This is a genomic window from Vibrio sp. B1REV9, assembly GCF_905175395.2.
GTDB lineage: Bacteria > Pseudomonadota > Gammaproteobacteria > Enterobacterales > Vibrionaceae > Vibrio > Vibrio alfacsensis.
The window spans coordinates 544,924-566,677 of the sequence record NZ_HG992746.1 but is presented as its reverse complement, the minus strand read 5'-3'; the positions used below and the strand labels follow the sequence as shown (position 1 = coordinate 566,677).

Annotated in this window: 17 protein-coding genes and 2 pseudogenes; 8 read left to right on the top strand and 11 right to left on the bottom strand. The window is 43.6% G+C overall.

Going from position 1 to position 21,754, the window contains the following annotated elements; all coding sequences use genetic code 11:
- Positions 1 to 293: 293 nt before the first annotated feature.
- Both KHN78_RS16780 and gcvT read left to right on the top strand, forming a co-directional pair.
- Positions 294 to 918: pseudogene (locus KHN78_RS16780) on the top strand (helix-turn-helix domain-containing protein).
- Between the two features lie 259 nt (positions 919 to 1,177).
- Positions 1,178 to 2,296: a glycine cleavage system aminomethyltransferase GcvT gene (gene gcvT, locus KHN78_RS16775; protein ID WP_211917404.1), complete on the top strand. Its 1,119-nt coding sequence runs from the start codon at positions 1,178 to 1,180 to the stop codon at positions 2,294 to 2,296.
- 268 nt (positions 2,297 to 2,564) lie between these two features.
- Here gcvT and KHN78_RS16770 read toward each other — a convergent pair whose 3' ends face one another.
- The gene (locus KHN78_RS16770; protein WP_211918876.1) at positions 2,565 to 3,290 is read right to left on the bottom strand and encodes a TetR/AcrR family transcriptional regulator; all 726 of its coding nucleotides are present in this window, start codon (positions 3,288 to 3,290) and stop codon (positions 2,565 to 2,567) included.
- A gap of 190 nt (positions 3,291 to 3,480) precedes the next feature.
- On the opposite strand from KHN78_RS16770, the pseudogene KHN78_RS22165 reads away from it, so the two are divergent.
- Positions 3,481 to 3,612 (top strand): annotated as a pseudogene (locus KHN78_RS22165) (AcrB/AcrD/AcrF family protein); the annotation flags it as partial.
- A 241-nt stretch (positions 3,613 to 3,853) separates the two neighbouring features.
- A complete protein-coding gene (locus tag KHN78_RS16765) occupies positions 3,854 to 4,606 on the top strand; it encodes a hypothetical protein (protein ID WP_211917402.1) in 753 nt (250 codons plus the stop codon).
- A 159-nt stretch (positions 4,607 to 4,765) separates the two neighbouring features.
- On the opposite strand, the gene fruA is transcribed toward KHN78_RS16765, so the two are convergent.
- From fruA to fruB, 3 genes are read right to left on the bottom strand one after another with little or no spacing between them, the layout of a single operon-like run.
- Positions 4,766 to 6,511 (bottom strand): PTS fructose transporter subunit IIBC, encoded by a 1,746-nt coding sequence (gene fruA / locus KHN78_RS16760; protein WP_211917400.1) that lies wholly within the window; start codon positions 6,509 to 6,511, stop codon positions 4,766 to 4,768.
- Positions 6,512 to 6,530: 19 nt separating this feature from the next.
- Positions 6,531 to 7,535 carry a 1-phosphofructokinase gene (pfkB, locus tag KHN78_RS16755; RefSeq protein ID WP_211917398.1) on the bottom strand — a complete coding sequence of 335 codons (1,005 nt, stop codon included), beginning with the start codon at positions 7,533 to 7,535 and terminating at the stop codon, positions 6,531 to 6,533.
- A gap of 11 nt (positions 7,536 to 7,546) precedes the next feature.
- Positions 7,547 to 8,677 carry a fused PTS fructose transporter subunit IIA/HPr protein gene (gene fruB / locus KHN78_RS16750; RefSeq protein WP_211917396.1) on the bottom strand — a complete coding sequence of 377 codons (1,131 nt, stop codon included), beginning with the start codon at positions 8,675 to 8,677 and terminating at the stop codon, positions 7,547 to 7,549.
- Positions 8,678 to 9,101: 424 nt separating this feature from the next.
- On the opposite strand from fruB, the gene cra reads away from it, so the two are divergent.
- Entirely contained in the window at positions 9,102 to 10,082 is a 981-nt protein-coding gene (gene cra, locus KHN78_RS16745; RefSeq protein WP_211917394.1) for a catabolite repressor/activator, read from the top strand.
- Between the two features lie 128 nt (positions 10,083 to 10,210).
- Here cra and KHN78_RS16740 read toward each other — a convergent pair whose 3' ends face one another.
- Positions 10,211 to 11,164, bottom strand: coding sequence for an endonuclease/exonuclease/phosphatase family protein (locus tag KHN78_RS16740; RefSeq protein WP_211917392.1), 954 nt, complete (start codon positions 11,162 to 11,164; stop codon positions 10,211 to 10,213).
- A gap of 137 nt (positions 11,165 to 11,301) precedes the next feature.
- On the opposite strand from KHN78_RS16740, the gene KHN78_RS16735 reads away from it, so the two are divergent.
- The 3 genes from KHN78_RS16735 to KHN78_RS16725 all read left to right on the top strand — a co-directional run bounded on the left by KHN78_RS16735 (position 11,302) and on the right by KHN78_RS16725 (position 15,461).
- The gene (locus KHN78_RS16735) at positions 11,302 to 11,856 is read left to right on the top strand and encodes an RNA-binding S4 domain-containing protein (protein WP_211917390.1); all 555 of its coding nucleotides are present in this window, start codon (positions 11,302 to 11,304) and stop codon (positions 11,854 to 11,856) included.
- A 484-nt stretch (positions 11,857 to 12,340) separates the two neighbouring features.
- Positions 12,341 to 13,384 (top strand): alpha/beta hydrolase, encoded by a 1,044-nt coding sequence (locus KHN78_RS16730; protein ID WP_211917388.1) that lies wholly within the window; start codon positions 12,341 to 12,343, stop codon positions 13,382 to 13,384.
- 292 nt (positions 13,385 to 13,676) lie between these two features.
- A complete protein-coding gene (locus KHN78_RS16725) occupies positions 13,677 to 15,461 on the top strand; it encodes a mechanosensitive ion channel family protein (RefSeq protein WP_223917815.1) in 1,785 nt (594 codons plus the stop codon).
- A gap of 89 nt (positions 15,462 to 15,550) precedes the next feature.
- Here the strand turns inward: KHN78_RS16725 and KHN78_RS16720 are convergent, their stop codons facing one another.
- From KHN78_RS16720 to KHN78_RS16695, 6 genes are all read right to left on the bottom strand, one after another.
- Positions 15,551 to 16,489: a LysR family transcriptional regulator gene (locus KHN78_RS16720; RefSeq protein ID WP_211917386.1), complete on the bottom strand. Its 939-nt coding sequence runs from the start codon at positions 16,487 to 16,489 to the stop codon at positions 15,551 to 15,553.
- A gap of 248 nt (positions 16,490 to 16,737) precedes the next feature.
- Positions 16,738 to 17,415, bottom strand: a complete 678-nt coding sequence (locus tag KHN78_RS16715; protein WP_211917384.1) for a hypothetical protein — start codon at positions 17,413 to 17,415, stop codon at positions 16,738 to 16,740.
- A gap of 234 nt (positions 17,416 to 17,649) precedes the next feature.
- Positions 17,650 to 18,300, bottom strand: coding sequence for a MarC family NAAT transporter (locus KHN78_RS16710; protein ID WP_211917382.1), 651 nt, complete (start codon positions 18,298 to 18,300; stop codon positions 17,650 to 17,652).
- A 20-nt stretch (positions 18,301 to 18,320) separates the two neighbouring features.
- The gene (locus tag KHN78_RS16705; protein ID WP_211917380.1) at positions 18,321 to 19,712 is read right to left on the bottom strand and encodes a magnesium transporter; all 1,392 of its coding nucleotides are present in this window, start codon (positions 19,710 to 19,712) and stop codon (positions 18,321 to 18,323) included.
- Between the two features lie 42 nt (positions 19,713 to 19,754).
- A complete protein-coding gene (locus tag KHN78_RS16700) occupies positions 19,755 to 20,411 on the bottom strand; it encodes a DedA family protein (RefSeq protein WP_211917378.1) in 657 nt (218 codons plus the stop codon).
- A gap of 57 nt (positions 20,412 to 20,468) precedes the next feature.
- On the bottom strand, positions 20,469 to 21,560 hold the full coding sequence (locus KHN78_RS16695) for a calcium:proton antiporter (protein WP_211917376.1): 1,092 nt from the start codon (positions 21,558 to 21,560) through the stop codon (positions 20,469 to 20,471).
- Positions 21,561 to 21,754: the final 194 nt, after the last annotated feature.

The following is a 21,754-nucleotide window of genomic DNA, read 5'->3' as shown; positions in this document are numbered from 1 at the left end:
CTGAACTGCATAGCAGAACAGAGCGAACTCTTAGCCCTAAACAAGTGGGCAAAACGCCGTCGGATTGTGTTTTCTCTTCTCAATCGCTCACGGAAATGTGCATCTCTATATCTAACAAGTTGGTAACATAGCGCTTGAGAGATGAACAATCAACCAAAAATTTCCTATAGGAAACTAGATTTCTGGTTTTGTTAACAAGAGCACGCTTTAATTAACCTGGTGGACTTTTATCCACTATAGGCTTCATGCACAATGGAAATAGGGAAGAATATACGGGTTTTGTAGAGGGATTTATGGCAGAAAGCATTTACGACGAATACCCATCAATGACGTTGGCAAAAGACAAAAATGAGCAGAATATTGAGCCACTTAAGCTTGGTCAGCGCATAAAAGATGTTCGTTCAAAACTCGGTATTACGTTAGAAGAGGCAAGCCAACGTACTGGCCTTGCGCGTTCTACGTTGAGCAAAATAGAGAATGAACAGATTTCACCAACGTTCCAAGCCATGCAAAAACTGGCGCTTGGGTTACAAATAGATATTCCGCAACTCTTTGAACCACCAAGAAAAAAAAGTGGCAACAGGTCGTAGGGATGTGACAAAAAATAACGAGGGTAAACCGCACCCGACGCAAACCTACGAGCATGAACTTCTGGCGACTCAACTTTCCAATAAGAAAATGATGCCGTTTAAAAGTCAGATTCGAGCACGCAGTTTTGATGAATATAAAGATTGGGTTCGTCACGATGGTGAAGAGTTTCTGCTTATCTTATCGGGTGAGGTCATGTTCTATTCTGAGTTTTATGAACCAGTCGCACTCAGCGAAGGCGACAGTGTTTACTATGATGCAAACATGGGCCATATGCTCACCAGTTTGAGTGAAGAAGATGCTCAAATTTTATGGGTGACGGCTAAGTAGTGATAACGATATGTAAATTTCCTATAGTGAAAGCAAACGTTTGCACATTGATTTTAACTTGATTTATGGTGCTATGTGGATTTCATGTCTTAATACGTAGCGTCTTTTTTATGCGTTTTAATGTGATTAAAATGTTAAAAGTCACACTTTTGAAAGTCGAGTGATGCCTTGTTCGTGCAAAATGGAATCAGCCGTGTTTATTATTGGAAACACAACGAATGCAGACAGCATCATCGGGTCTATCTAAATGGAGACGAAAATGACTCAAGAACTTCTGAAAACACCACTGCATGCCCTTCACGTTGAAGTAGGCGCAAAGATGGTCCCGTTCGCGGGTTACGACATGCCGGTTCAATACCCTCTGGGCGTAAAGAAAGAGCACTTACACACGCGTGACGCGGCAGGTCTGTTCGATGTTTCTCACATGGGTCAACTTCGTTTGATTGGTGATGGTGCAGCGGCATTCCTAGAAACCTTGGTTCCTGTGGATATCGTTGACCTAGGTGCGGGTAAACAACGTTACGCGTTCTTTACCAATGAAAAGGGCGGCATTATGGACGACTTGATGGTGGCTAATCTTGGTGATCATCTGTTTGTTGTTGTAAATGCGGCATGTAAAGAACAAGACATCGCGCACCTAAAAGCACACCTCCCGTCAGATATTGAGCTGGAAATCATTGATGACCGCGCTCTACTCGCAATTCAAGGCCCTAAAGCGGCAAAAGTGCTGGCGCGTTTTGCACCAGAAGTAGCAGAGATGCTGTTCATGGATGTGCGTAAAGTTGAACTGCTTGGCGCAGAGTGCATTGTCTCTCGTAGCGGTTACACAGGTGAAGATGGTTACGAAATCTCTGTACCAGCAGATAAAGCAGAAGAACTTGCACGTAAACTGACGGGCGAAGAAGAAGTCGAGTGGATCGGTCTTGGCGCACGTGATTCACTCCGCCTAGAGTGTGGGCTGTGTTTATATGGTCATGACTTAGACACGACAACAACCCCTGTTGAAGCAAGTTTGCTATGGGGCATTCAAAAAGTGCGCCGCACAGATGGTGAGCGTGCGGGGGGCTTCCCTGGCGCAGATATCATTCTTAAGCAGATTGAAACGAAAGACGTGGCTCGTAAGCGTATTGGATTGGTTGGTCAAACGAAAGCGCCAGTTCGTGAGGGCGCAGAGTTGTTCGATGCTGATGGTAACAAGATTGGTATTGTAACCAGTGGTACAGCGGGACCAAACGCAGGTAAGCCAGTTTCTATGGGTTATGTTCGTGCCGATCTCGCGGCTATTGGCACAGAACTATTTGCAGAAGTGCGTGGCAAAATGCTTCCAATGACGGTAGAGAAAATGCCATTTGTACCGCAACGCTACTACCGTGGTTAATTAGCTTAGTTTATTGATTTAGACAGTTAAGTTTATTGATTTGATAGTTAATCTTATTGATATAGATGGTTAAAGTTATTTATTTAGATGGTTAATTTGTTGATTTGAATGGTTAAATGAGGCTCGTCATTTCAGCTAGCCCAAGTGAGACTAGCAATCTAACCATCAGAACCTAAGTTCCAATTAGTTTTCTCTCTGAAACAACAATTACAAACAAAATGCCGAGCTCAGTGCTCGGCATTTTTTATGTTCTTTTGAAAGGCGGTGATTAAGCGGTCAGATCTTCAATCGGACAGCAAATATCAATGACGATCTCGCTTATGCTATCTGGTTGGAGCATATCTTTTGTATCAATATTGAACTGCGTCGCCATCACGTTATTAAAAATGCGCCAGTGGTTGATCAAAAGCTTGTCGCGGTTCTCAGCATCTTCAGGCCATGTCTCTTGCATCATTGGCGCGAGGCTAATCGCACCGTGTGCAAATACCAACATTTGCCATTTCGATTCCCAAGGGTCAATTTTTGCATCAGGGTGGGCATCGTTATAATCACCAAATAAATTGATGAATATCGCTTCAAACTCATCTTTTGAACGCAAGAAGTATTGCAATAAAGCATCGTCATTTTGACGAATCGCGTCTGCGATCATTTGGACTGGGTGAGGATTACGGAGTGCAAACGCGAGCATGCGTACCATAAATCGGTAGATTTTGTGATTGTAGGGCATATCGCTTGGCATTTCTTCAATGAGTTCTGCCATGTAATTTTTCATGAACTCATCCAAGGCATCACTGACAGCCTGCCATATCTTTTCTTTGCTACCGAAATGATGACGAATCAAACTATGTGATACACCCGCTTTTTCACTGATGTTACGCAGCGAGACTCGTTCATAGCCCAGTTCACAGAACATATCGGCTGCCACTTTAAGGATCAGACATTTCGTTTGCTCTGCGGCTTCGGCGCTTCTTCGGCCTTGCTTTCTCACTGTCATCACTCGATTTTTCCCGAATATCAATCAACGCGCTTATTTTTACCAGAAACCGGACGCTTTGACTAATTATTTTATTGTACAGTAGTATAATAAGTTAAAGATCTATGAAGAAACCTATTGCGAAACAATACCTAAAGCGCACATTTGTCGGAGTTGCAGTGGCGTTGAGCCTTTCAACCATGCTGATTGGGTATTCGATGCGTTCTTCGGCTCAATGGCAATAACAATTATGGCAGGCCTTGGATTTGCTATCGTACTGGCGCTGATCGTACTGCCGGTGAGGTTTGTAATTTTGTTTAAAATTAAACCGATCACAGCATAGGGGACAATTGTTCCATTCTTGCCAAGCCCTGGGTTTTTCCTCGGGGCTTTTTTACTTGTACATTAATAGATTTGGTACGTTAATAGATTCGGTACGCCACCAGATTTAGTACATCAACCGATTGGGTACGCTAACCGAATTGATTGCACTTGTCTGATTTTAATCATCTTCTAAGAAACCAAAGTGAATTCGTGCGTATACTATGAATAGTAATGAATAACAACGAGTCGAGTGAGCGAACATGAACAATCGGGTATTACAAGGGCTTTTTCTTCTTGGGTCTATTTCTCTTATTGGTTGTAGTAGCACCGATGATGTTTCATCAATAGGGGACGAACCAAGTTTTACCAAACAATCCAGCGTTAAGTCAGAAGCAGAGCAGCCAGTACCAAGTAAAACGGTTGATGCCCAAACGATAGCGCAATGGGTGGACACCAGTATCCTCGCGCCGGAAGGATTATCGCTTCAGAATGATAATATCCAATACCTCACGGGCTCGGCGGATCTCAACAGCGATGGTAAGTCAGAATATATTGTTCTCGTACAAGACCGCTATTTTTGTGGCAGCGGCGGTTGTACGGCATATATGTTTAATGACGGAGGAAAGGTCATTAATCGGATGACGGTAACGCGAACGCCCATCGTACTGGCAGACAGTTACAGCAATGGCTGGCAAGATTTCATCGTATGGAGTAATGGTGCCTATCGTTTGATGAGCTATAACGGGCAAACATACCCAAGTAACCCATCATTAGAGCCTAAGATTGATCGTGATGCTGGGATGCAAACCGCGATTGCGAATGTGATGGCGTCAGAACTTTATCAACAAGACGGGTATGACATTATGCCAGGAGAATCGCAACATTTGTGGACGCCTGAGAATGTTTATCACCTAACATTCAAACATTACGGTGATCCGCATCGCCTTTACAAAGCAACAGTGGATATCAACAGTGGGGAAGTCGACATTGAATCTGTGCCGATGACGCAGTAATTCGTCTAGCTAGACTGTTTTGAAAGAATAGAAAGAATAGAAAGAATAGAAAGAATAGAAAGAATAGAAAGAATAGAAAGAATAGAAAGAATAGAAAGCAAAACACCTCCCCTAACTTGCGTTATAGGGAGGTGTTTTTGTATTAGCGATTACGCTCGATTATGCAGCAGCTTGTTGTTTCGCATCCGCTTTATTCTTTAAGAATGCGTAAGTGAAACCCGTTACTGCGGTACCAGCTGCGATTGCTACCAAGTACATTAGTACAGGAGAGATTGCGTTAGGGATAAGCAGAACAAACAGACCACCGTGTGGAGCCATAAGCTTTGCACCAAACAGCATTGATAGCGCACCCGTTAGAGCACCACCAGCCATACATGATGGGATAACTCGCATTGGGTCTTTCGCCGCGAATGGGATAGCACCCTCAGAGATAAAGCACAGACCAAGAACGAATGATGCTTTACCAGCTTCACGCTCGCTTTGCTCAAATTTGTTTTTAGCAATGAATGTTGCCAGACCCATACCAAGTGCTGGAACCATACCTGCGGCCATGATTGCTGCCATCGGTGCGTAAGTGTGTGATGCTAATAGACCAACACCGAATGCGTAAGCCGCCTTGTTTACCGGACCACCCAAGTCGAAACACATCATTGCGCCTAGGATAATGCCAAGCAGAACCGCACTGTCTGAACCCATGTTGTTTAGGAAGTCAGTCAGACCATTCATGATGCCAGAAACTGGACCACCGACGATGTAGATCATCACGAGGCCAGTAAATAGCGTGGCAACAAATGGGATGATCAGAATTGGTTTAAGTGCTTCCATTGATTGTGGAAGTTTCACTTTGTCTGCAAGGAACTTAGCCGCATAACCCGCAATGAAACCTGCCGCGATACCACCAAGGAAGCCTGCACCCGTTGAGCTTGCTAGCATACCACCCACAAGACCCGGAGCCAGACCCGGACGGTCAGCAATCGAGAATGCGATGTAACCTGCAAGGACAGGAATCATAAGCGCAAATGCCGAACCACCACCGATGTTCATCAGAGCAGCAGCAAGTGTGCCTTCTTCTTTAAACGCTTCGATACCAAATACAAATGACAGGGCGATGATCAAACCACCAGCAACCACGACAGGAAGCATGTGAGACACACCAGTCATTAGGTGTTTGTATGCGCCTTTTTTCTCGTCTGCAGCAGATGATGAACTTGCAGAACCAGAGTGCTGGTAAACCGTCGCTTGTTCAAACGCTTTATCCATTTCTTCTGCGGTTTTCTTTAGCGCAGGCCCCGTCTTGGTACGGTACATCTTTTTGCCGTTGAAGCGATCAAGTGGTACTTCGATATCCGCGGCGATGATGACTAAATCTGCGTCTGCAATTTCTTGGTCTGTTAGTTGGTTTTTCGCACCAACCGAGCCACGAGTTTCTACTTTGATTTGGTGACCACGACGTTTACCTTCGTCTTCTAGCGCTTCTGCCGCCATAAAGGTGTGCGCCACACCAGTAGGGCAAGCTGTAATTGCAACTATCTTTTTGATCGTAGCAGCACTTTCAACCGAAGCAGGTGTTGCTTGCTCTAGCGTGGTTACTTGCTCAAGCATCGTTGCATTTTCAATAGCGGTTTGAAGAAACGCGGTTGCATCTTTTGCTACATTGCTGATTTCTGCTTGATAAACTTTTTTACCTAAGAAACGAGAAGTATCAACGGTGGTATTCGCTACGATGATAATAGCGTCTGCTTGTTCGATGTCAGCACTCGAAAGTGGTGTTGCTTCTACCACACTTGATTGACATTCAATTTTTGCATTCCAGTTTAGCTTTGCCGCTGCTTGTTCTAGTAGCCCAGCAGCAATGATGCTGTTTGCAACACCGCTTGGACAAGCTGTAATAATGGCAATATTCATAATGATAACCTTCTCTTCCTTAGTTATTTTCTAAGTCGTTATTTTCTAGGTTTGTATTCGCGTTAAGCTCAGCAACTTGAGTTTGTCGCTTAATGTTTTCCAGTTCTTCATGACTGGTTAGGCCCACGCCAACTTGGCTCACAGCAAGTGCAGAGAGCGCGGTTGCGAAGCGTAATAGATCTTGTTTTGGCATGACTTGCATGTGACCCCAACATAGGCCAGCAACCAGCGTATCACCCGCACCAACGGTGCTTACCACGTTCATGCGCGGTGGTTGTGCTCGTAGCCATTCGCCCTGGTTTAACCACATTACGCCATCAGCGCCCATGGAAACGACGATGTTCTCAATGCCTTTGTCGCTCAGTGTTTGTGCGGCTTGTTGGCACTGTTCCGGCGTGGTTAGGTGCTCACCGACAAAATCACTGAGCTCTTCATCATTGGGTTTAATGAGCCAAGGATGCGCGTCGATACCAGCACGTAGAGCAGCCTTACTGCTATCGAAAAGTACTTTTTTACCTTGCTGGTGCAGCTTTTCAATCCACGCGGCACACTGTTCTGCTGTTACGCCGCCAGGTAGACTGCCTGCAAGCACAAAGTAATCGTGTGTTTCTGCCAAGCGGAATAGTGTTTCTTCAAATCGAGCAACATCTTCAGCGGAAACTTGTACACCTGGGAAATTGATGTCGCTTACTTGGCCGTCTGCTTCTACCAATTTAACGTTGATGCGTGTTGCGCCGTCGACTTCAACGAATTCGTTGTGAACGCCAATCTCTGCGAATAGTTGCTGAAACAGTTCAGGGTTATCTTTACCTAAGAAGCCCGTTACCGTGACATCAGCGCCCAGATCGCTCAGAACTTTTGCTACGTTGACGCCTTTACCCGCTGCGTGAAGATCGCTATTTTGGACTAAGCTAACCGAACCCACTTTAAGTGCTTCTAGCGAACCCGTCAGATCAAGAGCAGGATTAAGCGTGATGGTTACGACTTTGTTTGTTGCCATTAAAGATGAAATTGATGCCGTCATGACTTCACTCCTTAACCTTCACCTAGACCAGATGCGATCGCTTTACCGATAGCCTCAAGTGCTTGTGTTGCATCCGGACCTTCCGCAGAGAATTGCAGTTGGTGGCCGTGTTTTACACCAAGGGCAATCACTTTCATTAAGCTTTTTGCGTTGACTGCTTTACCATCACCATCAAGGTTGGCTACGCGGATATTGGATTCGAATTTCTTCGCTTCTGCTACCAACATTGCGCCTGGACGAGCATGCAAGCCGTGTGCGTTTTTGATCTTGAATGTTGCTGTGTTGCCGTCTTCAGCCGGAGCTGCAATCTCTTCACCTTTGAATAGCGACAAAACTTGTTCTGCAGTCGCATCCAATAGTTTGTTGTGTTCGTTGTTGAACACAAGGTTAGAGATGGTTTTAAGAATAGATAGATGAGCATTGTTACAAGCGGCGAATGCAATCAGCGCACGTACTTTTTCGCCTTCAAATTCACAATCGTTCGCGGTAGAAACGAACGATACTGCTGTGCGGGTTACTTGCTTGTCGCTGCCCACTAACCATAAACCTTGGCCTAAGTGAGTCGGTGTTTTTGTAACCAGATCTGCAACGAACGCTTTGTCTGCACAACCGGTGTTTTTCAATAGGCCGCCAGCGACTGCGCTCATTTGAACCATATCGCTTGCAGGAAATTGCAGTTGGATCAACGATGCATCAAAATCGGCTTCTAGCTGCACGTCACCATGAAGTAGGGCGATGATTTCGTCTTCGTTTTTTGCGTTACGTAGGCGTTCTTCAACACCATCAGCACCTAACACTTTGGTCAGTTGCTTTAGAATGCCCAAGTGCTCGTCTGATTTCGCGGCAATACCGATCGCAACGAAGACTTTGTTTCCGTCACCCCATTCAACACCCTCTGGAAAGTGGTGAACGGCTACGCCGGTGGTTTTCACCATCTCACGAGTATCCGTGGTGCCATGAGGGATGGCGATACCGTTACCCAGAAACGTCGAGTTTTGATTTTCGCGATTGATCATACCCTCAACGTAACCTTGTTCTACGAGGCCCTTGTCTGTCAGGCTTTGGGCGATGCTTTTGATCGCTGCAAACTTGTCTGTTGCAGATTGTGAAAGAGTAATGTCGTTCTTACTTAGCTTAAGCATGGTGCTTCTCCAGCCTTAAGGTGTCTATTCTTTTAGTTCATACTCGTCACGCCGTTGAGTGATTGTGGGGCGTAACGTTCGTGTTTTTGTCTAATCGGCGTTGTATCAGTTTTGCAGTATGGTTACTTGCTAATAACTGAATCGATTCAGCAAGAGTTTAAATATAAAAACACTCAGCAAAACTTTCGATATCCCGTAACCGGATAACACAGTGACGGCCAATTGCTTGATGTGTGCTTTCCAGCTTAGCAAATGGGTTACTGCCTTAAGCGAGTGACACTTCGAATTTAGTGACTTTCGTCAATTTTTAAGTTTTGCTGAATCCTTTCAGCTTTAATACTGAATCGGTTCAGCATATAATTCAACTTATCGTAGGATCATTGTTGTATTAATATGATCCGGCGCACAGAATAAGGTTTAGGATATGACACTGGATGAAATAGCAAAGCTGGCAGGGGTTTCTAAGACTACCGCAAGCTATGTGATTAATGGAAAAGCGCAGAAATACCGCATCAGCGAAAAGACGCAAAAGAAAGTGATGGCGGTCGTTGAGCAATATAATTTTAAACCCGATCATGCGGCTTCTTCTTTACGCGCCGGTAACTCGCGTTCGTTTGGATTGATTATTCCGGACTTAGAAAACACCAGTTATGCACGCTTAGCGAAACTGATTGAGCAAAACTCCCGTAAAGCAGGTTATCAAATCTTGATTGGTTGCTCTGATGACGATCCTCAAACCGAAGAAAAAGTGGCGGAAGCGTTAGTGAGTCGACGTATTGATGCGCTGTTTGTGGCGAGCAGTATGCCATCAGCAAGCGAATACTATTTGAAGCTGCAAAATTCGGGTACGCCAGTCATCGCGCTTGACCGTCCTATGGATGATGAGCATTTTTGCTGTGTCATTAGTGAAGATTTTGATGCAGCATTTGAGTTGACTGAATCTGTTTTATCATCAGAAATTGACACCATCGGTTTGATAGGCGCACTAGAAGAACTGCAAGTTTCTAAAGAACGAGAGCTAGGTTTTCAATCGGCTTGCCAACAGCAAGGCAAGCACGCTCAGGTTGGTTATGGCCAACACTTCTCTCGTGAAGAGGGCAAGGTCATCCTCGATGGTTGGATCGCTGAGGATAAATTGCCGGATGCGGTCGTCACTATGTCTTATACCCTGTTAGAGGGGGTGCTAGATGTCATGCTAGAAAAACCTGAGTTAATGGGGAAAGTGCGTTTGGCGACGTTTGGTGATAACCGTTTGTTGGATTTCTTACCCATCAAAATCAATTCATTACCCCAGCAGTTTGAACTGATTGCGGATAGTGCGATGGAATTGGCCCTTAACGCATCAGCAAAACGTTATAAAGCGGGAATAGAGTTGATCCCTCGTAAAATCAACAAACGCTACTAGGGTAAAGCGCGACCTCTTTTGTTTATACAACGATAATGTTTATACAACGATAATGTTTATACAACGCAAATGTTAAACGACACAAATGTTAAACAACACAAATGTATAAACGGCACAAAGCGAACGGTTTAAAGCTTAATCTCTACCGTTAGCGCCACAAATGCGTGGTCGCTGGCGTTTTTGTCCCTCTCAAAGGACGGATTAATTAAGTGCTGATCAAGAACTTGATAATCCGTCACTTCTGCAATCGACACATCTTCGTGTGCGTCAAATTCTTGCGACATTAAAATGTAATCCAGCACGTTCCCCTTGGCGAAATGATAATGGGTTGCTGGCCTGGAGGTCAGAGGGGGGACGATTTGTAAATCCCACCCATCTGTTAGTCTTAAACCAGATACATCATCTCGATATTTCTCAACCAGCGCACTGTTTACGCTCGTATCCGTTATAGGTTGATTCATATCGCCCATAAGGACCATTGGCATGGGCTTACTAGCATACCGCTTATTCATCGCATCGCGCAGCATGGCCGCTTCCCAACCGCGTTGCTGAGTCGATAACCAGTGAGCAATGGGGCGACTGGTTTCATCGGTACTTTCACTGTCAGCCGGTCGTTGCGATTTCAAGTGGGTCACAAAAATGGCAATGTGCCCAATAATCGGGTGGATGACATGGGCGCAAATTGGTTTACGGCTGAAGTCTGGTGCTTGAATATCGCCAAATGCTTGTAGTGATTGACGGTCAAAACTCACCGCTTCAATGTGATCAATTGGAAAGCGTGAAGCAACCGCAACGACGGGGCGCGAATATATGTAGTCACCTTCAACGTGGGGAGTGTCTACGGTGGCAAAGTATTCATAACCGATTTGATTGAAAAACGTCTTGGTCTCTTCGATGCTAAAGACTTCTTGTAGCCCGACGATGTCCGGATTGAGTAGCGCGATTTGTGATTTTGTCCATGCAAGTTTGTCTTGCCACTGATCCTGAGAGTAGATGTTCTCAAAGTCATAGAATGCGTCAGGAGGCGCAATGAAATTGAAAAGATTTGCGGTAACAAAAGTAATACGATGGCTTTTGGACAAAATTTACGCTCTTTCAAACAGTTATTGGGTCAGTATATACCCAACTAACGAAGAGGTGTGAGTTTCAGTCAATATCACGTTTCTATTTGATCGTATTCCGTTTAAACTCCGTGAATTGCTAAAAATGAGTAACGAACATGACCCAAGATTACGAACAAGAAGAGTATTTAGACGGCGAAGAGATTGAGATCGAAGCGATTGGTATCGATGTCGACGCACACCCAATTGAGCTGTACAAGCTTTTCAAAATCGCAAACTTGGTCAGTGGTGGTGGTGAAGCAAAACACATCATCGAAGAAGGCTATGTTGCGGTGAATGGTGAGTTAGAAACACGTAAGCGCCGCAAGATGTACGATGGCGACTTCTTTGAATTCAACCAAGAATATTACGTGGTGGTGTGTGATGCACCAGTAACTGAGCCAGAAACAGCGGAACAAAAAGCGGAAAAGAAAGCGAAGAAAGAAGCGCAAACCGCTCGTAAAGAAAAATCACGCAAAGAGAAGCCACGTAAAGAAAAGCAATCTAATGTAAAAGGTACTGGCCCGAAATCGACAGGTCGTAAAGCGGCGCATAAAGAGCGTAAAGCTCAGAAAGCAGCACTGTCTCAATCTGCAAACAAAGGCAAAAAAGCCGACAAGCCACAAGCAACGCGTGATCCAAACAGCGGGCGTAACTCCATCGATTTCTTTTAAATCGAGAGCGATAAGCGAATTCAAATTTATTTATGAATAAGAAGCGCCGACAGAGTTCGGCGCTTTTTTTGAATGGAATTCTGATCTAGAAAGTAATGATTAACAGGTGAGTAATCGTTATTTATATATGCATAGATGTTTTGTCTGGGTGGCTTTAGTGCTTGAAAATGTTATTGTCTAAATACAAGGTAATATATGTCTTTTATTTAATATATATGCGCTAACTACTTAGCCTCATCACAAGCAAAAAGAAAAACACTAAGTAGGCAGAAAATATGGTAATAACGGGTAGATATTTTTTCATAGGGCCTCCTCATTAGTGATGTGTTAGTTATCTCACAAGGTTTTCCTAAATTTAATGAATTAGACAAATTCATTATTGCAGGATTAGACAGGGCAAATTTGAATTTCTCTAATTCATAGGTATTATGGTTTGCTCAATAAATAATGGCTTCAGTTAAACAAAACGACAACTGGAGCGAACATGAAATCTAAACTAGCAACTCTCATTCCTACACTATTAATCGGCCTTTCAAGCTCTGCGGTATTTGCAAATGCTGTGTTAGAGAAGCGTACTATTCCAACACCAGCAGGTGTTTCTAATGAGTTTTCGACTCTGTTGGAGCAAAGAGGAACTCAATCACCACTTAATGTACCTGTACCAACCACAAAAGAAGAATGGGTTAAATTTCAAACGATGTATGATCAAGCTGGCATTGAGCTTGCGCATTACGCGCTAGAACAGACAGGCACGACGTTTGAAACGAAACAGATTGGCGGTGTGGATACCTTCCTTGTGACCCCGCAAAACATTGCACCGGAATACAAAGATAAGTGGCTTGTCCATATCCATGGAGGTGCTTTTGTTCTTGGTGGTGGAGAATCTGCAATGCGTGAAGCGATATGGGTTGCAAACGGTTTAGGTGCTCAAGTGATTTCGATTGATTACCGCCAACCACCACATCACGCGTTCCCAGCAGCTATTGATGATGTGGTGACGGTGTGGAAAGAACTCATTAAAACTCAGGCACCAGAATCAACGGCAATTTTTGGAACGTCAGCTGGTGGTAATTTGACCTTGGCATCAACGCTTAAGCTACAAGAGCTTGGGCTGCCAACTCCAGGTGCTTTGTTCGCAGGGACGCCAGCAGTCGACCTAAAAGAGACGTCAGACACATGGCACACGTTGAAAGGGCTTGATCCTTTAGGCCAACGCGATGGCGTGATTCAAGGCACATTTGACCTGTACGCTAATGGGGAGCCTTTGGATAATCCACTACTATCACCAATTTATGCAGAGATCGAATCTTTTCCGCCAACGATTTTTATCTCAGGTACTCGTGATCTGCTACTTAGCGACACCGTTCGTATGCACCGATTATTACGTAGCGCAGATGTCGAGAGTCACTTGCATGTTTACGATGGTCAAGCACATGGCGATTATATGAATGGACTAATTGTAGAGATGCCGGAATCAGACGATGCACTTAAAGAGCTTGGTATATTCTTCGATAAGCACATTAACTAGCGAGAGTTCCAATTTTCAATTCGGACTAACTGACTTTTCATATCACAAGGACGTGACTCGTTTGATGGAGGCAGCCATGAAACAAGTACGTAAAATCTATTTCTTTTGTTCATCTACATTATTTAAAGTAATCAACCATTATTCGACACACCAATCTTTGAATGACCATGGCTATTCAATTACACCGATAGAACAGTTAGACTCTTACTTGCAGGTTACCCAATTACCAATAAAAAATGACGCCGCTCCAAGTGACGAGCAACGGTATTCAGTATGTGAGGAGAAATAATTCGTGCTACATCGTTTTATCAACACTGTGTTAATTTCCTTGCTATTTTTAGTCGCACCGACTCTGAGCGCGAATGATTCGCTCAAATTAGCGGACACATCAAGCCCTTTTGATACTTTAACGAGTTTTATGGTGGCATCTGACCTTGTCATTAAACATTGGCAAGATGAAACGCTGCAAGAACCTGAAGCACAATATGCTTATGCCCAAGCTCTGAGAACGATGGATCTTTCTTTGTTACCTAACCGCAGTCGTACCGTCGTGACAATGGAAAGAATTATTTTATTACGGGAACTTATCGATCGATTTAGTTTAGAGGCTCTTGAATCTGCCCCAGGCATTACTCAAGTCAGAGAGCATGATTTGTCTTACTGGCGTCTTGGTAATTCAGATATCGTTATTTCAAAGCAGTTGACAGGGGATAGTGTCGATCAGTTTTTGTTTTCAGCTGCGACAGTTCAGAGCTTACCACGTTGGTATCGTACTTTATCTTCGAATGATTACACTGTGGAACCGAGAAGTGATTACTATCTAGAGTTTTTGGTGAGTCCAGGTCCGTTAATATCTAAGCAGTACATACAGGCATTACCATCTTCATTTAATCAGATGTATGGATCGTTACCTCTGTGGCAATGGCTAGCACTTGCGGCTGTCCTTTTTCTATGTAAAGTAATGATAAGAATTAGCTTTTTGTTTGGCGATCGTTGGAATGAAAAGTGGGAAAGTAAAGGGTTAAAGTGGCGCGTTGGCAGGCTACTGTCTTTAGTATCCGTTGTCATTTTGTTATTAGTTACCCGAAAAATTATTGATGATGGTGTTTGGTTAACCGGGGGGATTTATCAGTTTTTCGCTACCTCATTCTTAGTTGCGCAGTTTGTTTCTGTATCCTGGTTAATCATGGCAATTTTTAATTATTTTGCCGAGATATACGTATTTAAAAAGCACAATGGGAAACACGTTGATTCTTCCCTCATTACTGTTCTTGCACGGATAGTTGGTGGATTGACGATTGCGGTTTTAGGCATATACGTTATTGAATACATGGGATTCTCAATTTCGCCGATACTTGCAGGTTTAGGTGTGGGTGGCTTGGCTGTAGCGCTTGCCATTCGTCCTGTGTTGGAGAATGTAATTAACGGATTGACGTTGTACGCTGATGGAGGGATCAAAATTGGTGAGCTTTGTCGTTATGGTGAGAAACTTGGAACAATTGAAAGTATCGGGTTGAGGTCAACTCGTATTCGTACCTTAGAGCGGTCTTTAATTACGATACCGAACTCTGAATTTGCCAACATGGAAATTGATAACTTAGAGCGTCGGGACAAACGCCGTATGGACCACGTACTTAGATTACGTTCTGAAATCAGCTTGGAACAGTTAAGAGTACTAATCGTGAACATCCGCCGATTGCTACTTCAGCATCCAATGACAGAAGCAGAGCCTGTTCGTGTGCGGTTAATTGGCGTCGGGGATTATTCGATTAACATCAATATGATGGCGTACATTCGATGTCGAGATAACGAAGAGTTTATGGCCGTTCAGGAAGACATTCTGTTTGCCGCATTAGCGCAGGTAGAAAGCGTTGGGGCGAAAATCGCACACTCCACCCAATACCAACTGGTGAAGAAGCAAGATTCTGATGATGAGGAGCAAAAGACAAAAGCCGCTCAAGTGGTAGCAAAATGGCATGAAGAAAGCGAATTTCCTTTCCCTGATTTTAGTTACGAATACAAACATGAAATCAAGGACACTATTTTATACCCCTCAAAAACATCAGTGGTTCGATAATCTAATATTTGTGTGGTTTGTTCAAAGGGTAGCGAATGTGTTCGCTACCCTTTTTAATACCTCGATAAAGTGTGCCTACAACGAAGATGTTAAGAATAGAGGCAATCAGGCTGCTCAATTGAATCGAAATAGCTCTGCAGCGTTTGGTGTAGATGCTGGTTAAGCGGAAAGCCGCGCTTAGACTGTAAATAACCGCCGTTTAACTGAATTTGGTGCATTTCTTTTGGCACTTTGGGAAGGGGGTAGCATTGTAGTTCGGGTTCTTTTACGGTCATAAAGCTGCTACCAAAACACAACGCATCTGAGTTCTTGATTTTGTTCGTTAAGACAGAGACGCTGTGTGTCGCGAGCGTAACTCGTGGTGTATATCCTTTTGATAGGTACAACTCTTCTATCGGTGAGCGTTTAGTGTTGACCCCATCAACCAAAATGCGTGCGACGGGAATATCATGAATATCTTCCCAATCGTGACGGTAACTCAAAATAGGGTGCTCTTTGCGTGCAACCACACTGACCTTGATGTCTTGGAGTTTATGCAAATAGATATCTTGTGGGAAAGGCATACCGGCAAAATGTAGAAGGTAATCAATATTACCACTGAGAACGTCTAATAGGCTGTGCTCTTGCCAATATAGCATTTTAAAGTTCGCGTTAGGGAGTGCCTCTCTTAGCGCGCTAAATATCCCATCTCCGAATTGTTCAAGAATAAAAACATTCATTGCTATATTCACTTCACCAGTAAATTCTAATGGATCGAAGTGATGGTAAGACTCGACGACTTTCATAAGAGGATTGAGCATTTCATCAGATGCTTCGGCAAGTTTCTCTGCCAGTTCGGATGGTTCGACACCATGTGCTTTACGGATAAAAAGTTGGTCACCGAATGTTTCTCTTAATTTTGCAAGCCCTCGACTGACACTGGTTTGGGAAATGCCAAGCGCATCTGCCGCTGCATGAGTGTTTTGAGTTTCGACGACAGCTTTCAGTATTTTGAGAAGATTGAGATCCAAGTCTTTCAAATCAATCATAAACCCTCATTGCAATGAATAGGAATTGTGCTTATTAGCATATGCGAATTGCCAATAAACTCAATGATTCATTTTGTAAGCAATGAATAATCAATGGTAATGGTAATTCGACAGACTCGTCGTTGAAACGAAGTCTGTGACTTCAATCAAATTAGAAAACGGCTATTTATTTGAAGTGACCAATGACAAAAGTAGGAAGGGGAAAGGGTAAAATAAATCGAGCTGCCTAATTAGACAGCTCGAAATGGTTAGAAAGTATGTTTAAAGGAGAATAATGAAAGATTGTCGCCATCGTCATAGTGGAAGCTATAAATGAAAGCGCTTGAATTATCAAATTGATATCCAATTTCGGCACTATAATCCCAGTTTCTCCATTTAGAACGGTCGCCGTTTTTTTCATTGATGTGACCAAAGCTATAAGTGTATTCAGGGGTAACACCAAGCCAGATATTGCTGTTAACCTTATAACTCATATCGAGCTCAGCAGTAGTATAATAAACACTGCTGCTCATTTGCTGATGGTCAACATTACCAACAGACAGTTGCGGTGTAAACGTGACGTGTTTATTCATCTTATTTACTTTGTACAGGCTGAAAGCATAGTCGTTGGCGCGTAATTCGTCAGAACCATACGCAGTGTCGTAAAGATATTCAAAGCTGAATCCAAGTTGGCTCTTGTGTTTCAGGTCAATGCCGAGTAAATGAGTGTCGAAGTCGTTACTGCCATTATAGCTTCCCATAACACTCCAATCTGTATTAATCGGCTTAGCGAATTGGACACCAACGTCGAAATCATTGCTACCATACCCTAGGTTAAAGCCCGAGTAATGTTGTGTGGAATCAGAAAAATCAATATTATTTTTTGCAAATGCAATAGGTGCAGAAATAAGCGAAATTAGTAGTAACGTCGATTTATTTAATGTCATAAATAAAACCTCATCTTTCGTTTTATGATGAGGTTATTTTATTTGTATGTAACTTAATAAACCATGAATTACAGCGATTCAAATTTGCATTTGTTATGAAGTTATATGGTAAGTTTTATTGTATTAAAAACACCTCACCGATGGTTCGGTGAGGCATTAAAATACTAACTACATGAAAAGTAGGATTGGATTAACCTTGTTATCAGGGTTTATTTAAATATCTAATTTGCAGGTTTATAGTAGCTGATTTATTTCTAGGACAATTTCTTCAATGCCCAAAGTGAAAAACTGGACGCCCATACAAATCAGAAGAAAGCCCATGATACGTGTAAATGCGTCAATTCCGTTTTGGCCGAGTGCTTTGAGCAAAGGGTAAGCCATGGTTAATGTAAAGGTCGCTATTAGTGTAACCACAGCAAGCCCAGCGACGACGCCACCATAAACGCTCATGATACTATCATGACTTTCGTAGGTTGCGATTTGAGCGGCCAAACTGATGATCATTGCCATGGAACCTGGACCACAAAGCGAGGGAATCGTAAGAGGGACTAAGGCGATCGAATCTTGCCCCGGGCTGTTTGACTCACTTTGAGTTTTCGGGAATAGCATGTTAAATCCAATCACCAAAATAATAATGCCGCCGCCCAATCGTAAGCTCGGTATCGAGATACTGAATAACTCTAAGACAGATGCGCCAATGAAAAAGGTGATACAAAGAGCGATAAATAGATAGACTCCTGCCGATTTGGCTTGAGAAATCATATAACTTCTGTCTCGTCCTTTACTTAGCCCTAATAAGATCGTTGCAGCAGAAGGTGGGTTCATAATGGGTAACAAACCTAACACAGTCAGCGTCATGTAAGTCACGAAAGTTTCTATATGCATAGTGTCACCTGTTGTTAAGGTTATAAGAGAAATGTTTGAGCAAGATAAAGAACGCTAAAGAACGAAATAGCGTCGGTTAATGTGGTCAGTACGGGACTAGAGAGCATGGCAGGATCAAGCTTATATCGCTTTAAAAGCAACGGTAAAGCGCCACCAATCATCACGGCAAGTGTCGATGACAACGCGTAAGCTAACCCGATGTATATCGGCAGTTGCGTATATTCATTGCCATGCGTAAGAAAAGTGAGAAGCGCAAGCACTGCACCGATTAATAGACCGTTGATGGCTCCGATCGGTAACTCTTTCAGCACGACATAAACGAGATTCTTCGCTGATATCTGCCCAGTAGATAGCTCTCGAATAGAAACCGCGACCGCCTGATTGCCTGCTGCTCCGGATAGGTTTGCGACCAAGGGTAATATGGCGGCTAGGACAGCAATCTGCTCGATGATCGGCTCATAGGCGGCAATAATCGATACAGCGGCGTAACTTAATGCGACGGATGGCAGAAGGAGTGCGAGCCTACGCAAGTTACGTTTAAGCGTGGGCATGGAGCGAAATTCGTCCCCACCGAATACACCAGCCTGTTCTAAAAGTTGTTGTTTGGTGCGTTGATATAATGCTTCATTCAGATGCTTAAACCCAACGACGCCAATCTGAAAACCGAACTCGTCGACTACCGGAATGACGGGATGTAGCGTTGTATCTAGTGCACTTTTCACCGTGTTTAGATCGGAATCGGCCAAGATGGTTGGAATGCTCTTATCCATGTGGTTAATTAATTGAGCCCCAGTTGGCAGCATCAATACATCACGAATGGTTAATCCACCAATCAAATGACCTTTTTCATCCTGAATATAGACATAACGCCATTCTAATCTATCCAGATTGTGTTCTTGTGTACTTAGCATGTTACTTAAGGTATCGACTGTCGCATTTGAGTCGATTTTGAGTACTTCGCTTTTACAAATACCACCTGCCGAGTAAAGCGAATAGCTTAACGCAGCACGTTCCTCATACTTCCATGCTTCTGGCAATGAGGCTCTTAATTGCACTTGTAAATCGTGAGGTAACTCTTTGATAAGCAATCGACGGTCTGCCGAATGTATGTATTGAAACAAGCAGACGGTTGTATTCGTCGCGAGTTGGCTCATCAAGCTGACCAGCTCTGAGTTGGAAAAATGGTCGAGTAAGTTCGCCGCCAAACTTGAGTCTACATCCGTCAGCATTTCCCACAGTGTAATACGTTCTTCATTTGTGAGTTTGTGGAAAATGGAGGCAAGTTGTTGGGACTCTGCGTTACTAATGAGTTTGTGCAGTTTTTTCGAATTGTTGCTTGAAAGACATTCTCCTAGTTTGAAGTACAGGTTTTGTGTATTTTCATCTACAAAAGGTAAGCTTATAAAGGTCATAATTTTGGCCTTAGAAGTAAGTTTCAACTTGGTAGCTGAACGCTATCCTTGAATATTTACGTCGTTCTTGTTTATGGCTAAACGAACAAAGAGCGTGATGGTTGCTGTCACCATTAATAGGGCGCTACCTATCAAAAACCATTTGGTGAGTAATGCTTGATATTGCTCGATAAATGGATGCTTCATTACCCATTTGCCAACGAACAGAAGCGTGATTACCCACGTTAGCGAACTCGTGAAGCTGATAACAATCGTTCGCCAAAAGCTAAGTTGAGCTACGCCCATTAACATTGGAGTAAGTACGCGCACAAACGGAATGAATCTCGAGATAAACAGCGACAAGAAACCGTATTTATTCAGTAGTAAACGTGTTTTTGGAAGTGCATCCTTTGGCAGCGTTTGTTCGGCTTTGTGCATCAATTTTGAATTGTGTAGCCAACGCCCTTGGAGATACGCAATCACGCTACCTACAAACGCGCATAGGGAGAGGACCGCTAGTGCACTTGAAAACTCGAGTGCACCTAACCCTACAAGACCACCAACAAACAGTACTAAGCCGTCACCCGGCAACGGCAAAAAGACAAAGCTTGACTCCAAGAACAGAACTACGCTGAGTAGCAGCAGTAAGATGTGTAGGGAGTTGATTTCCAGAAGTGCATCGAAATCCTGTGACCAAATTGCGCTAAGAATATCTTGCATAGCGTTCTCCAATTTATCTGGGCCTTGGCGTGCGAGCGCCAAAGCCCTTTTTCATGATTAATCAAACATTAAAATGATGTAAGCGAAGAATAGAATTAGGTGCGTTGCGCCATTCAGTGAGTTGGTTCGGCCGTTACTGAAACTCACACTGGTCATGAGAAGTGTCGCGCCAAGCAAAACCATTTCGGCAGGAGCAAGGCCTAAACGAATTGGCTCGTTCATTACACCAGATATCAAGAGAACCGCTGGAACAGTCAGTGCGATCGTCGCAAGTACCGAACCAAAAAAGAGGTTCATTGCTCGCTGAAGTTGATTGGTTACGGCTGCTTTGACTGCACCAACGGCCTCTGGAGCAAGAATGATTAACGCTACGACAAGTCCACCTAATGCCGCTGGCGCGCCCATGACAGTGATGCCATCATTGATTGGAATCGCAAGGCTCTTTGCAAGCAGGATAACGACGATAAGGTAGCTCACTAGCATGATGGTATGGAATGCATTGCTGTGAAGTGGGCCGTGGTGATCGTGAGTGTCCTCGTTATCCGCATCGATAAAGTAACTGGTATGGCTTCTTGTCTGAACAAAGAGGAACACGGCATAGAGCGCAATCGAAGCGAGTACTAATGTCCACGTTAGGCTTGTCGACATGTTTCCGAAAGCATCTGTACTGGTGAAGTTAGGCAACACTAAACAAAGTAGAGCCAGTGGAATAATTGCCACCAAGTAGGCCTTGATGCCATCTAAATTGTAGGTTTGAGTGTGATACTTCAACCCACCAATTAATAATGTGATACCTACAAAGCCATTCAGTACTGCCATGACGACTGCAAACATCGTGTCTCTAGCAAGGTAAGGATTTGAATCTCCAGTTAGCATGACCGACGACACCATAATGACTTCGAGTAAAACAACGGAAAGGGTAAGGATGAGTGTGCCGTATGGGTCACCAAGTTTGATGGCCAGAGCATCAGAGTGGCGTACAACAGAGAAGATTGCGACCATCACCACATAGAACAAAACACCGGTTGTCAGGACGTAGGAAATTGGCGCTAAACCACCAGTGAGTAGGTTGTCGCCGATGAGCTTAAAAAACAATACGGCGAGGATACCCAAAGGCAATTTGTATTCTTGTTTGAGTAAGTTGAGCATATAGAGCCTTTATTACGTTGCCGAAGGCTCGTTATATTCCTTTAACGAGGAGGTATCGGATGAATACTGCAATTCCTCTGCGGTAACACAATGTGGTAACGATAAAGGCTATGAAATTATATTGAAATGGTTTAGAGAAATTCATATTTGCATCACCAATTTTGAATTTCTCAAATTCGTATCATTGAAAAACA

Bases quoted from the DNA above. Each gene is read 5' to 3' on its own strand.
- KHN78_RS16700 (WP_211917378.1), bottom strand. From the start codon at position 20,411: ATGCAAGATATTCTTAGCGCAATTTGGTCACAGGATTTCGATGCACTT.
- KHN78_RS16720 (WP_211917386.1), bottom strand. From the start codon at position 16,489: ATGATTGATTTGAAAGACTTGGATCTCAATCTTCTCAAAATACTGAAA.
- KHN78_RS16765 (WP_211917402.1), top strand. From the start codon at position 3,854: ATGAACAATCGGGTATTACAAGGGCTTTTTCTTCTTGGGTCTATTTCT.
- cra (WP_211917394.1), top strand. From the start codon at position 9,102: ATGACACTGGATGAAATAGCAAAGCTGGCAGGGGTTTCTAAGACTACC.
- KHN78_RS16695 (WP_211917376.1), bottom strand. From the start codon at position 21,560: ATGCTCAACTTACTCAAACAAGAATACAAATTGCCTTTGGGTATCCTC.
- KHN78_RS16715 (WP_211917384.1), bottom strand. From the start codon at position 17,415: ATGACATTAAATAAATCGACGTTACTACTAATTTCGCTTATTTCTGCA.
- KHN78_RS16705 (WP_211917380.1), bottom strand. From the start codon at position 19,712: ATGACCTTTATAAGCTTACCTTTTGTAGATGAAAATACACAAAACCTG.
- KHN78_RS16730 (WP_211917388.1), top strand. From the start codon at position 12,341: ATGAAATCTAAACTAGCAACTCTCATTCCTACACTATTAATCGGCCTT.
- KHN78_RS16735 (WP_211917390.1), top strand. From the start codon at position 11,302: ATGACCCAAGATTACGAACAAGAAGAGTATTTAGACGGCGAAGAGATT.
- gcvT (WP_211917404.1), top strand. From the start codon at position 1,178: ATGACTCAAGAACTTCTGAAAACACCACTGCATGCCCTTCACGTTGAA.
- pfkB (WP_211917398.1), bottom strand. From the start codon at position 7,535: ATGACGGCATCAATTTCATCTTTAATGGCAACAAACAAAGTCGTAACC.
- fruB (WP_211917396.1), bottom strand. From the start codon at position 8,677: ATGCTTAAGCTAAGTAAGAACGACATTACTCTTTCACAATCTGCAACA.
- fruA (WP_211917400.1), bottom strand. From the start codon at position 6,511: ATGAATATTGCCATTATTACAGCTTGTCCAAGCGGTGTTGCAAACAGC.
- KHN78_RS16770 (WP_211918876.1), bottom strand. From the start codon at position 3,290: ATGACAGTGAGAAAGCAAGGCCGAAGAAGCGCCGAAGCCGCAGAGCAA.
- KHN78_RS16710 (WP_211917382.1), bottom strand. From the start codon at position 18,300: ATGCATATAGAAACTTTCGTGACTTACATGACGCTGACTGTGTTAGGT.